At 70.3% G+C, this 15180-nt stretch carries 15 protein-coding genes; 11 read left to right on the top strand and 4 right to left on the bottom strand.

The window, feature by feature from the left end:
* The first annotated feature begins 5 nt into the window (after window positions 1–5).
* The 10 genes from LUX31_RS13755 to LUX31_RS13710 all read left to right on the top strand — a co-directional run bounded on the left by LUX31_RS13755 (window position 6) and on the right by LUX31_RS13710 (window position 10970).
* Window positions 6–1121 (top strand): ABC transporter ATP-binding protein, encoded by a 1116-nt coding sequence (locus LUX31_RS13755; RefSeq protein WP_235475066.1) that lies wholly within the window; start codon window positions 6–8, stop codon window positions 1119–1121.
* Between the two features lie 120 nt (window positions 1122–1241).
* Window positions 1242–1415 carry a hypothetical protein gene (locus tag LUX31_RS13750; RefSeq protein WP_235475065.1) on the top strand — a complete coding sequence of 58 codons (174 nt, stop codon included), beginning with the start codon at window positions 1242–1244 and terminating at the stop codon, window positions 1413–1415.
* A 15-nt stretch (window positions 1416–1430) separates the two neighbouring features.
* Entirely contained in the window at window positions 1431–2009 is a 579-nt protein-coding gene (locus LUX31_RS13745) for a MauE/DoxX family redox-associated membrane protein (protein ID WP_235475064.1), read from the top strand.
* Between the two features lie 14 nt (window positions 2010–2023).
* Window positions 2024–2599, top strand: coding sequence for a TlpA family protein disulfide reductase (locus tag LUX31_RS13740; protein ID WP_235475063.1), 576 nt, complete (start codon window positions 2024–2026; stop codon window positions 2597–2599).
* Window positions 2600–2605: 6 nt separating this feature from the next.
* Complete coding sequence (locus LUX31_RS13735; RefSeq protein WP_235475062.1) at window positions 2606–4507, top strand: ABC transporter ATP-binding protein; 1902 nt, start codon at window positions 2606–2608, stop codon at window positions 4505–4507.
* Complete coding sequence (locus tag LUX31_RS13730; RefSeq protein WP_235475061.1) at window positions 4504–4959, top strand: S26 family signal peptidase; 456 nt, start codon at window positions 4504–4506, stop codon at window positions 4957–4959. The genes LUX31_RS13735 and LUX31_RS13730 overlap by 4 nt, the downstream gene beginning before the upstream one ends.
* Window positions 4960–5039: 80 nt before the next feature.
* A complete protein-coding gene (locus tag LUX31_RS13725) occupies window positions 5040–5183 on the top strand; it encodes a hypothetical protein (RefSeq protein ID WP_235475060.1) in 144 nt (47 codons plus the stop codon).
* A gap of 62 nt (window positions 5184–5245) precedes the next feature.
* Window positions 5246–6319 carry a HesA/MoeB/ThiF family protein gene (locus LUX31_RS13720; RefSeq protein WP_235475059.1) on the top strand — a complete coding sequence of 358 codons (1074 nt, stop codon included), beginning with the start codon at window positions 5246–5248 and terminating at the stop codon, window positions 6317–6319.
* Window positions 6316–7524, top strand: coding sequence for a hypothetical protein (locus tag LUX31_RS13715; protein ID WP_235475058.1), 1209 nt, complete (start codon window positions 6316–6318; stop codon window positions 7522–7524). Before LUX31_RS13720 ends, LUX31_RS13715 begins: the two co-directional genes overlap by 4 nt.
* Window positions 7525–7598: 74 nt before the next feature.
* Window positions 7599–10970 (top strand): AfsR/SARP family transcriptional regulator, encoded by a 3372-nt coding sequence (locus LUX31_RS13710; protein WP_235475057.1) that lies wholly within the window; start codon window positions 7599–7601, stop codon window positions 10968–10970.
* On the opposite strand, the gene LUX31_RS13705 is transcribed toward LUX31_RS13710, so the two are convergent.
* Window positions 10965–11759 carry an AfsR/SARP family transcriptional regulator gene (locus tag LUX31_RS13705; RefSeq protein ID WP_235475056.1) on the bottom strand — a complete coding sequence of 265 codons (795 nt, stop codon included), beginning with the start codon at window positions 11757–11759 and terminating at the stop codon, window positions 10965–10967. The genes LUX31_RS13710 and LUX31_RS13705 overlap by 6 nt on opposite strands.
* Before the next feature lie 256 nt (window positions 11760–12015).
* On the opposite strand from LUX31_RS13705, the gene LUX31_RS13700 reads away from it, so the two are divergent.
* Entirely contained in the window at window positions 12016–12393 is a 378-nt protein-coding gene (locus LUX31_RS13700; RefSeq protein WP_235475055.1) for a VOC family protein, read from the top strand.
* 3 nt (window positions 12394–12396) lie between these two features.
* Here LUX31_RS13700 and LUX31_RS13695 read toward each other — a convergent pair whose 3' ends face one another.
* The 3 genes from LUX31_RS13695 to LUX31_RS13685 are packed head-to-tail and all read right to left on the bottom strand — an operon-like array spanning window position 12397 to window position 15052.
* On the bottom strand, window positions 12397–12981 hold the full coding sequence (locus tag LUX31_RS13695) for a Uma2 family endonuclease (RefSeq protein WP_235475054.1): 585 nt from the start codon (window positions 12979–12981) through the stop codon (window positions 12397–12399).
* 30 nt (window positions 12982–13011) lie between these two features.
* Window positions 13012–14049 (bottom strand): ABC transporter ATP-binding protein, encoded by a 1038-nt coding sequence (locus tag LUX31_RS13690; RefSeq protein ID WP_235479911.1) that lies wholly within the window; start codon window positions 14047–14049, stop codon window positions 13012–13014.
* Window positions 14050–14068: 19 nt separating this feature from the next.
* Window positions 14069–15052, bottom strand: coding sequence for an ABC transporter permease (locus tag LUX31_RS13685; protein ID WP_235475053.1), 984 nt, complete (start codon window positions 15050–15052; stop codon window positions 14069–14071).
* Window positions 15053–15180: the final 128 nt, after the last annotated feature.

The following is a 15180-nucleotide window of genomic DNA, read 5'->3' as shown; positions in this document are numbered from 1 at the left end:
GCGACATGAGCGACAACCTCACCCTCCCCGCACAGCAGGGTTCCACCGGTACGTCGACCGAGGAACTGCTCAAGGTCGAGGGCCTCACGAAGCACTTTCCGATCTACGGCGGCTTTCCGATCAAACGAAAAGTCGGCGCCGTGCAGGCGGTCGACGGCATCGATCTGACCATCGGGGTCGCCGAGAGCGTCGGCATGGTGGGCGAGTCCGGCTGTGGCAAGTCGACCGCGGGCCGGCTCATCACCCGGCTCCTGGAGCCGACCGGCGGCAAGATCACGTACTCGGGCCAGGACATCACGCACGCCTCGCGCAAGCAGCTGGCGCCGGTCCGCTCCGAGATCCAGATGATCTTCCAGGACCCGTACAGCTCCCTGAACCCGCGCCAGACCGTCGGCTCGATCATCAAGTCGCCGATGGAGGTCAACGGGATCGAGCCCACGGGCGGCCGGGAGAAGAAGGTCCGGGAGCTGCTTGAGCTGGTCGGTCTCAACCCCGAGCACTACAACCGCTTCCCGCACGAGTTCTCCGGCGGTCAGCGTCAGCGCATCGGGGTGGCCCGCGCGCTCGCCCTGCAGCCGAAGCTGATCGTGGCGGACGAGCCGGTCTCCGCGCTGGACGTCTCCATCCAGGCCCAGGTCGTGAACCTCCTGAAGAAGGTCCAGGAGGAGATGGGCATCGCGTTCCTGTTCATCGCCCACGACCTGGCGATCGTGCGGCACTTCTCGCACCGCGTCGCGGTGATGTACCTGGGCAAGGTGGTCGAGGTCGGCGACCGCGACTCGATCTACAACCGCCCGCGTCACCCGTACACCCACGCCCTGCTGTCCGCCGTCCCCGAGGTGGCGATGGACGACGAGGCGGAGTCCCGTGAGCGCATCCGCCTCGCCGGTGACGTCCCCTCGCCGATACACCCGCCGTCCGGCTGCCGCTTCCGCACCCGCTGCTGGAAGGCGCAGGACAAGTGTGCGAGCGAGGAGCCCCCGCTGGTCCAGATATCCGGCAACCGTGCCGGCCACCTCACGGCCTGCCACTTCCCGGAGGACCCGACGACGGAGGCCCGCGACGAGGACGTGGTCCTGGACCCGGCGCTCAAGGCCGGCCCGGCTGCCGCCGAGGCGTGAAAGGGCGCTGAAAGCCCGGAGAAAGTTCCCTCGGAGAGGCTTGGGCAACAAGGTCGGAAACCCCCGGGACCCCCTGGGACCTGGGGCATCCGACAGGAATGCCAGACGAGGAGAACCTTGATGTCCAAGATGCTGCGTGGTGTGGCCGGCCGTGTCGCCGGCAAGCTGCTCCCCCAGACGACCGCGGCGGCCGGCTGTGCGGCCGACTGCTACTACGACAACAGGGTCTCCGGGGGACAGATCTACAAGCTCCACTGCTGCTACCTGCCCAACTGCACGCTGCGCTGCGTCTGACCGAGGGTGGCCGCCGTGCCGGTCTCACGCACGGCGGCCCTCCCGCGTACCGATCCGTACGTCAATCGGGGACCCATGCAAGCGGTAGCAGCGTTCGGGCAACTGTGCCTGGTCACGGTGTTCATCTGGTCCGGCGTGCAGAAGGCCAGGGATCTGCGCGCCTTCCGGCGGCATCTGACGGCGACGGTTCCGAGGCTCGGCAGGTTTTCCGGCGCCTTGGCCGCAGCGGTTCCGGCGGTCGAATGGAGCGCTGCCGGACTCCTGTTGCTGCGCCCGTCGGAATGGGCCGGATACTTCGTGGCCGCTGTTCTTCTCGGCGTCTTCACGCTGTATCTGATCGGCCTGCTGCGGTCGAATCCGGCCGCGTCCTGTGGTTGTGCCGGCGCGGACGACACTCCCGTGTCGGGAGCGCATGTCGTACGCAACCTTCTTCTGTTGGTCATCTGCGCCCTCACCTGGTGGGCGGCAGCACGTTCGGCGGGCCCCGCCCTGTCCGAGTACGCCGTGGTCGCGGCTCCCGCGGCCGTCTTCGGGGTGACCCTGCTTCATCTGGGGGAGCTGGCCTCCCTCTTCCGCACCACACCTGTGACTTGAGAAATGGAGTGCGCATGGGGATCGTGCTTTCCGTCCTCGCCCTGTTGACGGCTTCAGCGGCGTGCGGTCTTTCCGTGGCCGTCGCTCTTCGGGTGAAGAATCTCCTCGATCCGCTCACCGAGCAAGGCCTGTTGAGCAACCGTCGGGGGAGTGCCCCCGAAGTGGGCACCGTGATTCCGCCGAGTTCAGCGCTCGTCGACGTGACCGGCGAGGAAGTGCGTCTGCCCGGCGCCGGTTCGGGGCCGTGGGTGCTCGCGTTCCAGTCCGTCGGCTGTACGGGCTGCAAGATGCAGATGCCCGCCTACAAGTCGTTCCTGCGGGCGTCGGGCATCAGTCGCGACCGGGTGTTCTCGATCGTCGTCGGTGACGCCGACGGGCTCCCGTACTACCAGAACGAACTCGGCCAACTGGGCTACGTCGTCCCCGGCGTCGACAGGGCGTCCGAGATCGTGGAGAGCCTCGGCATCTCCGTCTTCCCGACCTACGTCCTGGTGGACGGAGAGGGAACGGTCGTGGTCTCCACGCAGAGTTCCGCGGCGCTCCCGAACGACGCGGCGCCGCTCCGCCAGCCGGATCTCGTGGGCGGCTGAGGTGCCATGCCCATAGAGAAGTCCGGCGTGTCGGGACAGGCGCCGAACCCCGCCCGTACAGGGGTCGAGCGGGGACCCGGGCCGAAGCGCCTGGCGGCGGCTTTGGCCCTCGGATTCGAGGCCGCGCCGACGGCACTGCTCGTCTACGCCGCGCTCGATCTGGTCGGCGGTGTCCTCCCGGTGGGCCTCGGCTGGCTCACCAAGATCGCCCTCGATCACCTCACCGCCCATGCGCAGGCGAGCACTCTGGCCGCGCTGGCCGTCGGACTCGCCGCCGTAGGAGTCGTGCAGGCCGTGCTTCCCCATCTCTCCGCCTACCTCCAGGCGGAGTTGGGGCGGAGGACCGGAACCCTCGCGCAGAACAGGCTGTTCTCCGCCGTGGGCAGGTTCGCGGGGCTGGGCCCCTTCGAGGACCCGGAGTTCCTCGACACGCTGCGGATGGCGAAGCAGTCCGGGCGCAACACGCCCGGTGCCGTGGTGAGCGGGACACTCGGAGTGGCCCGGGCCGGTATCACCATCACGGGTTTCCTGGCGTCGCTGGCCGCCCTGGCCCCGCTGATGGCCGTGTTCGTCCTCGTCTTCGCGCTTCCCGTGCTGGCTGCGGAGATCGTTCTCTCCCGTCGCCGGGCGGAGATGCTCTGGAGCATCAGCCCCGGGGAACGACGCGAACTGTTCTTCGATCAGTTGCTCTCCGACGTCAACGCGGCCAAGGAGGTACGGCTGTTCGGCTCGGGGGGCTTCCTGCTCGGGCGTATGCAGCGGGAGCGGCTGACGACGGACGCCTCCCGGCGCCGCATCGACCGCCGTGAGCTGTCCACCCAGTCGGGCCTGGCACTGCTCGCCGCGCTGGTGTCCGGGGCCGGTCTGGTGTGGGCCCTGCAGAGCGCGCGGTCGGGCGCGCTGACGCTGGGGGACATCGCCATCTTCATCGCCGCCGTCGCGGGAGTACAGGCGGCGGTGGCGCAGCTCGCCGACAGCACCGCCCGCGCCCACCAGGCACTGACCTTGTTCGGGCACTACCAGGAGGTGACCATGGCCGGCCCCGACCTCGAACGCCGTGCGGATCCGCGCCCGTTGCCGCCCCTGGAGCACCACATCGAACTGCGGGACGTCTGGTTCCGGTACGCCGAGGACCAGCCGTGGATCATCCGGGGCGTGGACCTCGTGATCCCACGAGGCCAGAGCCTGGCCCTGGTCGGCCTGAACGGCGCCGGGAAGTCCACTCTGGTCAAACTGCTCTGCCGGTTCTACGACCCGACCTGCGGCGCCATCCTCTGGGACGGCGTCGACATCCGGGACGTGGCCCCCGAGGAACTGCGCTCCCGGATGAGCGCGGTGTTCCAGGACTTCATGCACTACGACCTGACCGTCCGGGAGAACATCGCCCTCGGCGATCCGGACACGCTGGACGATCCCGCCCGGGTGACCGAGGCGGCCCGGCGGGCCGGTGTGCACGAGACGATCGCCGGCTTTCCCCTTGGCTACGACACCCTCGTCACGCGGACCTTCTTCCCCGGCACGGACGAGGACGACGCGACGACAGGCGTCCTGCTGTCCGGCGGCCAGATGCAACGGCTGGCGCTGGCCCGCGCCCTGGTGCGCGAGCGGCGGGACTTCCTGATCCTGGACGAACCCACCTCGGGCCTCGACGCGGAGGCCGAGTACCAACTGCACGTGGAAGTGGACGACTTCCACCGGGGCGGCACCCGGCTGCTGATCTCCCACCGGCTCGGATCCGTGCGGGACGCGGACCGGATCGTCGTCCTGGCGCAGGGCAGGATCGTCGAGCAGGGCGACCACTCCGCCCTGCTGGCCCGGGGCGGCGCGTACGCGCGTCTGTTCACCCTGCAGGCCGCGGGATACAGCGAGCGGCCGGAGCTGCCCTCGGCCCAGGAGGCGGCACGGTGATCCGGCTCGGGCTGGTCGCGGTCGCCGCGTGCGTCGTCGCCGCCGGTGCGGCCTGGCAGTTGCGCCGACGGCTGGTGTCGGTCACCGTGGTCGGCCACAGCATGCTGCCCGCCTACCGCCCTGGTGACCACGTGGTGGTGCGGCGCGGGGTCGTGCCGCCGCCCGGCGGGGTGGTCGTCGTCGAACAGCCCGACACTCGCACCCGGAGCTGGCCCGTTCCACCGGCCGGGCTGGGCAGCCGACGGCAACCGGTGGCCGGCCGGCAGTGGCTCGTCAAGCGGGTCGCGGCCGGACCCGGCGGGCTCTGGACCACCCCCGCGGGTGTGGCCGAGCGCGTACCGCCGGGCCATGTGCTGCTGCTCGGTGACAACGCGGACGTCAGCTTCGACTCGCGCCAGATGGGGCCGTTCCCCGTGGAACGGGTCCTCGGAGCGGTCTGGCTGCGCCTTTGACCTCCGTCGGACAGCGAGGGCCGGCTCGGCCCGCGCACCGCCGGGAGAGGAAAACGCACCACCAACGAGGAGGAGAAGTCATGCAGGAGAACAACACGCAGGTCGGGCAGAGCACGGGCCGGATCGAGACGGTCCGGCCCGAGACGGTCCAGCAGCCCGAGACCATCGAGATCCGGCTGCTCGACAAGATCGAGACCATCGAGACCAAGGCAGTCTCCCGGTAGCAGCAGGTCCTGTCGGCGGAGGTGACTCCGCCGACAGGCACATCCTTCGAGGAGTATCGGTCTTGAGACGTCCACGTGTGAAACCCGAACACACCGCCCACCGCTTCGACGACGGAACCATCCGTATCGGCGGCGAGATCTACGGAATCGCGGCGGAGATCACCGACCCCCATGGCTGGGTCTGGGCCGCCCTGACCAAGCTGGACGGCACCGCCTCGCCCGAGGTCGTCGAGAAGGAGCTGGCCGCCGAACACCCGCGACTGGGCCCCGAAGGCGCCGCGAAACTGCTCCGGGACCTCCTGAACTCCGGCTACGTCGAGGACGCGGCCGTCGGCCCGCCGACCGGCCTCACCGATGCCGAGATCGAGCGGTACAGCCGCAACCACGCCTACTTCCGGCGGGTGGACCTGAGACCGGGCAGCGACCCGTGGGAGGCGCAGTGGCGGCTCAAGTTCGCGCGGGTGGCCGTCCTGGGCGTCGGCGGCACGGGCAGTCACGCGGCGTGGGCGCTGGCCGCCGCCGGTGTCGGCAGCCTCCACCTCGTCGACCCGGACTCCGTCGAGCTGTCCAACCTGACCCGCCAGGCGCTGTACGGCGAGGCCGACCTGGGGCGCCCCAAGGCGGAGGTCGCCGCCGAGCGCCTCGCGGGGGTCAACTCCACCGGAACGTTCACCCATGACGTCCGGATGGTCGACACGGAGGAGGGGCTGAGGAAACTCGTCTCGGGGTGCGACGCCTTCGCCCTCTGCGCGGACGAACCCCGCAACGACCTCATCGCCAAGATGACCAGCCGGGTCTGTGCCGCGCTCGGCGTTCCCTGGGTGAGCGCCGGATACAACGGACCCCTGGTCACCGTCGGCGTCTACGGTCCGCAGGGCCCCTGCTTCGAATGCGTCGGAGCGGGCGAGGAGGCGAAGCTGAGGCCGGGCTGGCATCCCGACCTCGGGGGAGCGGGCGTACTGGCCCCCGCCGCCGGGATCTCCGGACAGCTGATCGCCCACGAGGTCATCGCGCTGCTCACCGGGACCAACCGGTCGGCGCCCGGGTTCGTGCGGGGCCTCAACCTGATCGCCCCCGACCAGCTGGTCGACGTACGGCATCCCGCGCGGCCCGACTGCCGGCTGTGCAACCCGTGACCGACGATCGCGGCGTCCGGGTGGGGCTGCACGCACTGGAGGTCCGGCCGGACCGGGGTGAGTGGATCGTGGGGCGGCAGGGCCACGACCAGGTCGTCGCCCTGCCCGGGATCGGACTGGCCGCCCTACGGCTCCTCGCCGAGGGCCGTACGGTCGAGGAGGCCAGGAGCAGCCTGCGCACGGACACCGGACGCGACCTGGACGTCGGCGCGTTCGTGGAGCGGCTCAGCGGAGCCGGACTGGTGGCGTCCATCGGCGACCGGCGTATCGACTCCGAGCCGTCGGCCGTCTCGTTTCCCCGGCTGCGGCCGACCCATGTCCGCTGGGCCATGAGCCCGGTCCTGCACGGGCTTCTCCTGGCGGTCCCCGTGGTCGCCCTCCTGGCGGCTCTGTGGGATCCGGGTGCCCTGCCGTCCTGGGGCGACCTGCTGTGGACCGAGTACGGCACGTTCAACCTGCTCGCGCAGGGCGCGGTGGCCGTGTGCCTCATAGCCCTGCACGAGATGACGCACCTGGTCACGGCCCGTGCCGCCGGTGTGCCCGGACGGATCCGGCTCGGGACACGACTGCAGTTCCTGGTGGCGCAGACGGAGGTGTCGGGCATCTGGCTGAAGGGCCGCAAGGAGCGGCTCACGGTCTATCTCTCCGGGATCGCCCTCGACGCGGCGATCTGGGGATCCTGCGTCCTGGCCCGGTTCCTGGGCGGGGACTTCGCGCTCCTGCCCGTCATCGCGATGACCCTGGTGGCCGCGTTCGCGAACCAGTGCCTCGTGTTCATGCGGACGGACCTCTACTTCGTCATCCAGGACCTCACGGGCTGCCGCAACCTCTACGCGGACACCGGCCGCTATCTGCGCCACCTCGCGGCGCGGATGTGCGGACGGCGCCACCAGGATCCCCTGAGTTCCCTGCGCACCGCCGAGCGGCGCTTTCTCAAGGCCTACGCCCTGGGTGCCGTGGCCGGAACCGTCGCCTGTGTGTTCGTCGGCATCCGGCTCCTCACCGAGGTCACCCTGCCCCTGTTCACCCGCTCGCTCGACCAGCTCGTGCACGGCGCCGACCCGTGGGGCCGACTGGACGCCTTGGTGACGGTCCTCGTGCTGGCCGGACTGCAGGGAACATGGGCCTGTCTGTGGTGGCGTCGCCATTCGGGCCGACTGCGGCGGGCGTGGCACGCGGGAGGGCGGCGGCTTCGACGGGACTGAGAACCGGACAGCGTCGCTCCGCTGTCGGGTAAACCCTCATTGCCTCCCCAACGGCGGTGGTCTACGTTCTGTGAATGTTCAACCCAGCGCCTCGGTTTCGTCTGCTCGGTCCCCTGGAGGCCGAGGTCGACAGGCGCCGTGTGGTCCTCACCGGACGCCAACGCGCCCTCTGTGCCGTGCTGTTGCTCAACGCCGACCATGTCGTGTCGGTCGACCGTCTGACCCAGAGCGTGTGGGGTGGACGCCGGCCCAGCGCGCCCGAGGCACGCGTCCGGGCCCTGGTCGCCGAGGTACGCCGGGCCTTCGGCCCCGTGGGAAGCGCCCTGCTGGTCACCCAGCCGCCGGGCTACGCGCTGCGGGTGGCCCCCGCCGAGGTCGATGTGCACGTCTTCGAGCAGCGGCTCAAGGACGCGGCCCGGTCGGCGGCCCACGGAGACTGGGCGGAGGCCCACCGCTGTCACGACGAGGCCCTCACCCTCTGGCGCGGCGAACCCCTGCCGGACCTGCCCGCGCTGGAGGCGGAGCGCCGACGCCTGACCGAGTTGTACATCGCGGCCCAGGAAGGCAGGTCCGAGGCCGACATGGAACTCGGCCGCCACCGTACGGCCGTTGCCGAGCTGGTCCGTCTCACGTCGGACCATCCCCTGCGTGAGCGCCCGCACGCGTTGCTGATGCGCGCCCTGCAACGCGACGGACGTACCGCCGACGCCCTGGCCGTCCACGCAGGTTTCCGGCGGCGCCTGGTCGACGAACTCGGGGTCGAGCCCTCGGACGAACTCGGCGCCCTGCAACAGAGTCTGCTACGCGGTGACGTCGGCCACGCGAACGCACCGGTGTCCCGGCCGGGCGCCCCCGTGGAGACCAGGCCGGTTCCCCGGCAACTGCCCCGCGAGCCCCGCCGCTTCGTCGGCCGTGGTTCGCACCTGCGCCTGCTCGACGCCTGTCGACGCCAGGCCGAGGCGCTCGCCCTGATCGTGGGACCCGCCGGGGTGGGCAAGACCGCGCTGGCCCTGCACTGGGCCCACCGGATCGCGGGCGACTTCCCCGACGGCCAGCTCTTCCTCGACATGCGGGGCTTCGACGACGCCGAACCGATGACCCCTCAGGAGGCGCTCCCCCTTCTCCTCCAGGGGCTGGGATGCGCGTCCCGGGACATTCCGCTCGGCTGGGAGGCACAGGCAGCGCTCTACCGCACGGTGCTGGCCGAGCGCCGGATCCTGGTCGTCCTCGACGACGTGGCAGACGCGTCGTACGTCCGGGACCTGCTCCCCGCCTCCAGCGGTTCGCTCACGCTGGTGACCAGCCGGCACAAACTCAACGGCCTGGTCACCATGGACGGCGCCTACCGGGTCTCCTGCGACGTGCTCGACAGCGGGGAGGCCCTGGAGCTGATCAGCGCCGCCGTCGGGACCGACGCCGTCGCGGCCGACCCCGAGTCCGCGACCCGGCTGGTGGAACTCTGCGACCGGCTGCCGCTCGCGCTCTGTGTCGCCAGCTCCTGGATCGGCGACCGGCCGGGCAGCATCAGGGACTACGTACAGGACCTCGCCGAACGGGGACGCCTCGCGCGGTTGCATGTGGAGGGTGAGGAGAGCGTGGCGGTCCGGGCCGCGCTCGACCTGTCGTACGAAGGACTGTCGGCCGAAGCGAGGAGGGCGTTCCGCCTCCTCGGGCTGGTGGCGGGAACCGGGCGCTCCGCCGCCGCTGCCGCGGCCGGCGCCGGGATCGACGAACCGGGCATGTCCGACCTGTTGCGTCTGGCGCAACGTGTGCACCTGCTGCGGGACGCCGGGGGCGGTCGCTCGGCCTGGCACGACCTGGTGCACGAGTACGCCAGGGATCGCGCGGTCGCGGAGGACGACGAGTCCGAGCGGGGGTCCGCCGTCGAACGCATCCTGGACCACTATCTGCAGAGCGTCGTCAACGTGGCTCGTGTGTGCGGCCTCTACGTTCCGCGCGAGTGCCCCCCTCCCATCGAGTCGTCGACACCGAGGGGGTTCGGTACGTCGGAAGAGGCCTACGCCTGGTTCGAGTCCGAGTGGGAGGACATCGCCGCCGCCATCGGGCACGCGGCGGAACACGGCCCCGCGCGTTTCGCCTGGCAGCTCGTGGACGCCCTGCTGGATCTGTTCCACCACCGGCGCCCGATGTCGGAATGGATCCGGCTGGCCGCCGTCGCCCGTGAGGCCGCCGAGCGGAGCGGCAGCCTCCAAGGCCAGGCCGCCATGCACCTCTCCACCGGGAACGCACTCTGGCGGAACGGCGACCTGAGGGGAGCCCTGACCGAGTACGAGGAGGCGGAGGCCCTGGCCTGCCGTGCCGGGTGGCTGTTCGGCGAGGCCGCCGGCCTCCAGGGCAGGGGAGTCACCCTCAAGCTCCTCGGCAGGCCCCAGGAGGTGCCACCGCTCTACCACCGGTGCCTCGACATCTACCGCCAGCTCGGCGTGACGAAGAGTGCGGAGATCATGCTCATCAACATGGCCTCCCTCTACCACTCCCTCGGGCGTCTCGCCGAGGCGGAGGACGCGGTCACCGAGGTGCTGTCGCAGCTCGGTGAGGGCGGACGCCACACTCACTCGATGGCCCTGGTGAACCTCGCGCTGATCCTCCAGGAACAGGCCCGGTTCGCCGAGGCGACGACGACGCTGCGCAAATGCCTCCTCGTCTCCCGTGACTCCGGATCGGTCTACGGGGAGGCCGTGGCCCTGGAGACCCTGGGCCGGGTGTTCGACGACTCCGGTGACAGCGCCCGCGCGATCCGTGCGTACGAGGACGCCCTCGCTCTGTCCCGGCAGGTGGGAAACCGCAACTGCGAAGTGGACTCGCTGGTCGGCCTGGCCCAGGTGAAGGTGCGTACCGGCCGGCCGGACGAGGCCGCCGGGCATCTCGACGACGCCCGTGACATCGCCGAACAGACGGGCCACCGGACGGGACTGGTCGAGGTGCTCCGCGCGAACGCCACGGTGTGCTGCGCGCGCGGCGAGTACGAGAACGCGATCACGCATCTGGCGCATGCCGCGCAACTGGCCGTCGAAGGTGCCCCCCTGGCACTGCCGCGCATTCACACGCTCACCGCCCTGGTACTGCTGGAGACCGGCGCGGTGGCCGATGCCCTGCGGGCGGCGGAGGAAGCGGTGGACCGGGCAGGTGAGTCGGGCCAACGGCTGTCTCTCGCACGGGCGTTGACAGCCCGGGCAGCCGCCCGGGACGGCGCCGGCGATGCCCGCTCCGGCCTGGCCGACCGGGACGAGGCCCACACCCTGTTCGAGGCGATCCGTGCCCCGGACGGCCACTACCGGACGGCCGTCCCCTGGCTGCCCGAACCGCGCCCGCAGCGGCGACGACGGCTGTTCCAGGAGCTGCCCTCCGACGCCGGGGCCCGTTTCGACCGGTACGAGGTCACCCATTTCGATGACCTGGAGGCGGGCGGTCACGGCGTCTCATGAGCGGATGAGGTCCAGCACCCCGCGATAGGGTCGCAGGCTCTCGCTCCTGCACAGGATGCGCTCGTGCACGCTCCGGAGTTCAGGGCCCGGCTCGTCACCGAGCAGCTCGACCATGTGCGTCCGGGTCACCTGGAAGCACCTCAGCGCCTCCTCCTGCCGTCCGCTGCGATACAGGGCGAGCATGAGCAGACCGACGACCCATTCGTCGAGAGGCTGACGGGCGGCCAGTTCGTGGAGCGGCGCGACGCACTCGTCGTACCGCCCCAGCCGCAGGCTCAGTTCGGCACCGCCGATCACCGCGTTCCGGTGCTCGTGGCGGAGCGTCAGACGTGCCGCGTCCGCCCACGCGGTCCTCATGTTGGACAACGGCTCACCGCGCCACAGGGCCAGCGCCTCCTCGTAGAGCCCCAGAGCGCGCTCTGCCTCGCCCCGTCGCTCCGCGTCCTTGGCCTGCCTGACCAGGCGCCGGAACCGTGAGGCGTCGACCACTTCCTCGTCGACCGCCAGGATGTACCCCCCGTAACGCCTGATCAGGTCGAATCCCGGCCCCCCGTCGTCCGTGACGCACCGCAGCGCCTTCCTGACCCGGGTGGCCAGAGTGTGCAGCGCGTTACGCGGGTGCTCCGGCAGCCGCGTCTCCCAGAGGCGCTCGATCACCTCGTCGTCGGCGACGAAGACGTTGGGTGTCCATGCAGTGGCGGCCAGCAGTAGTCCGACCCCGTTGGACATGGAAACTCTGCTCCCGGAAGGAGTGCGCACCTCGATACAGCCGAGCAACTGAATGTTCATGCCGATTCCCCGCTGTTCCCTCGCTTGTGGTCCCTCCAATCTGTGGCCCGGGTGTTCGGAAACCGCATGGATCGCGCATGGACGCCGACCAGTGGGCCCGCGCGGTGCCGGTGGACCTGGCTGCCGACTCCTTCGTACCCCCACCGACTGTCCAGGATCTTTCAGATCAGCAGCGGGTCGTCTAATTCGTTCGACTTCCGGTGCCGGGTCCGGGACGCTCGCATGCGGTGTTCCCCATACGGCCTGGAGGCCTCGGTTGTCTTCCCCCACGATCCACAGCATCACCTTCGACTGCACCAACGACCCCTACGACCTAGGCCTGTTCTGGAGCCGGCTGCTGGGCCGCCCCCTCGCCGACGACGACAAACCCGGCGACCCGGAGGCCCTGATCGCGGACCCGGCCGGCGGCCCACGCCTGCTCTTCGTCCGGGTGCCGGAAGGCAAGACGGCCAAGAACCGAGTCCACCTCGACCTGCAGCCGCACGGCCGCACCAGGGACGAGGAGGTCGAGCGCGCGATCTCCCTCGGAGCCCGGCTCGTCGCGGACCACCGCAGGCCCGACGGCGGCGGCTGGGCCCTCATGGCCGACCCCGAGGGCAACGAATTCTGCGTGGAGCGCGGAGAGCTGGGCTGACCCTCAGCTGGGGTCGTTCCCGGCCTTCCCATAACGGCGGAACGCCTGTGTCTCCACCGTCCAGGGGCCGACCGGCACCGAGTCGCCGAAGATATAGGGGTCCTTCTGCTGGTAGCGGCCCTTGCACGGGTCGGAGTGCACCTCGATGGTGCCCGTGCGGGGATCGACGATCATGTAGTGGGCGATGCCCATGGCGGGGTACTCGGCCAGCTTCTCGCCGTAGTCGTTGTCCGGGTTGGACGGCGAGACGATCTCGATGACCGCCAGCACCTGGGTCGCGTCGACGGCGAGTCCCTCCTCGTCGAGGACCTCCTCGGGGATGACGACGGCATCCGGGCGACGCATGCGGCTTATGGCCGGGTGCTCGATCTCGGGGCCGTTCGCGCAGATGTAGCCGGGGTGCGTGGCGAGGAGCTGTTCGTCCAGCTGCTTGCGGATACGGCGGACCGTACCCGCGTGACGCTTCGACGGGCTCACCATGGCCAGGAAGGGGCCCGAAGGGCCGATCTCGACGTTCCAGGTCCCTTCGAGCTCCTCGGCACAGGCCATGAGCTTCTCGGCGATCACGCGCATCCTCGCGTAGTCCATACCGGGAGGGTAGCGATCAGGCTCTCCCTGTCATCCTGGGTCCGCGCCCACATAATCGGCGTGGTACTCCACCCGCTGCGCCGACGTCAGATGGCAGGCCGCGCCATGGCCGCCGGTACGAGGCAGATCGGGCCGTCGGCTCGCACAGCGCCCCGCCGGCACCTGCTCCCGGAACGCGCAGCGTGGCTCGAAACGGCAGCCCGGGGGCGGGTCCAGGAGCGACGGAGGCGTCCCCGGGATCGGGGACAGCGGGACGTCCACCGGGGCGCTCAGCGTGGGCATCGAGCCCAGCAGGCCCCAGGTGTACGGGTGTTGGGGTGTCCGCAGTACCTCGTCGCGCGTGCCGCGCTCCACCGCCCGGCCCGCATACATCACCAGGATGTCGTCCGCCATACGGGAGATGACGCCCAGGTCGTGCGTGATGAAGACGATCGACGTGCCGAACTCCTGCTGGAGATCCCCCAGCAGGTCCATGATCTGGGCCTGGACCGTGACGTCCAGGGCGGTCGTCGGTTCGTCGGCGATCAGGAGCTCCGGGTCGCACACCAACGCCATGGCGATCATCACGCGTTGGCGCATCCCGCCGGAGAACTGGTGGGGATAGTCGTCCGCGCGGAGCACCGGCTGGGGTATGCCCACCCGCCTCAGCATCTCCACCGCCCGCGCCCCGGACTCCCGCCTGGACGCGCCCGTGTGCTTGGCGTACGTCTCCGCGATCTGCCGGCCCACCGTGTGGTACGGCGACAGGGACGCCAGCGCGTCCTGGAAGATCATGGCCATCTTGCTGCCCCGGAGCCGCTCCAGCTCCCGTTCCCGCGCCGTCAGCAACTCCTTGCCGTCCAGCACGATCTCCCCGGCCAGCGTCGTGCGCGCACGGTCGTGCAGGCCCAGGATCGCCAGGTTCGTCACCGACTTGCCCGAGCCTGACTCGCCGACGATGCCCAGGGTCCGGCCGCGCTCCACGTCGAAGGAGAGCCCGTCGACCGCCCGTACGACACCGTCGTCGGTGGCGAAGTGGACGCGCAGATCCCGTACGGAGAGGAAGGGGCCGGCAGCCGACTCGGCCATGGAGGTCACCAAGTCCCCTCTACGCCAGCCTGATCCGCGGGTCGATCAGTGCGTACACCGCGTCCACCACGATGTTCGCGACGACGATGGCGGCGGCGGCCACCAGGACCACCCCCAGCAGCAGCGGCAGGTCGTTGTCGCGTACCGCCTTGATGGACAGGGCGCCGATGCCGTGCAGGCCGAAGGTTTCCTCCGTGATGATCGCGCCGCCGAGCAGATAGCCGATGTCGAGGCCCAGGATCGTGACGATCGGGCCCATCGCGCCCCGCCAGGCGAACCGGAAGAACACCGTGCGGCGGGACAGGCCCTTGGCGCGGGCCGTACGGACGTAGTCCTCGGCGAGGGTCTCCACGAGCTGGGAGCGGGTCATCCGGGTGTAGTTGGCGGTGAAGATGATCGCGAGGACGAACCAGGGCAGCAGCAGGCCCTTGAACCAGGCCGCCGGGTCCTGGGTGAAGCCGACGCTGTCCTGGGGGCGGGGGAGGATGCCCCACTGGTCGGAGAGGTAGTACATGGCGACCACGCCGACGATGTAGATCTGGAGGGAGGAGCCCACCAGCGAGATCGACGACGCGATCTTGTCCAGGGCCCGGCCCTGCTTCACCGCCGCCAGCATGCCCGTACCGACACCGAGGACCACGAACACCACCGAGCTGCCGAGGGCGAGGGACAGGGTGGTCGGGAAGCGGTTCGTGATGAGGCCGAGGACCGGCTCGTGGTTGGTGAAGGAGTAGCCGAGGCAGGGCGCCGCACAGTGCCCGAGGCCGGCGTAGTCACGGCCCACGAACACACCCGCCAGCCAGTGCCAGTACTGCACCGGCAGCGGATCGTCGATGCCCAGATTGCGCCGGACGAGCGCGAGCGTCTCCGGCGTACAGAGCTTGCCGCACGCACTGCGGGCCGGGTCGCGCGGAGCGACGTAGAAGAGGACGAAGGTGATCGCACTGATGACGAGCAGGATCATCAGCGCACTGAGCGTCCGACGGAGTATGAAGCGGAACATGGCGATCGGTTTCCCTGGCGAAACCCCCGACACCGGTCCCTGGTGGGTGGGACTGGCGCCGGGGGTGGTCGGGTGGGCGGGTGGGGCGCCCCGCTAGGGGCCGCCCCTCAGGGGCGCGGGGAACTGCG

The sequence above is a fragment of the Streptomyces sp. GQFP genome (assembly GCF_021545335.1).
Classification (GTDB): Bacteria; Actinomycetota; Actinomycetes; order Streptomycetales; family Streptomycetaceae; genus Streptomyces.
This window is presented reverse-complemented; position numbering and strand designations above follow the sequence as displayed.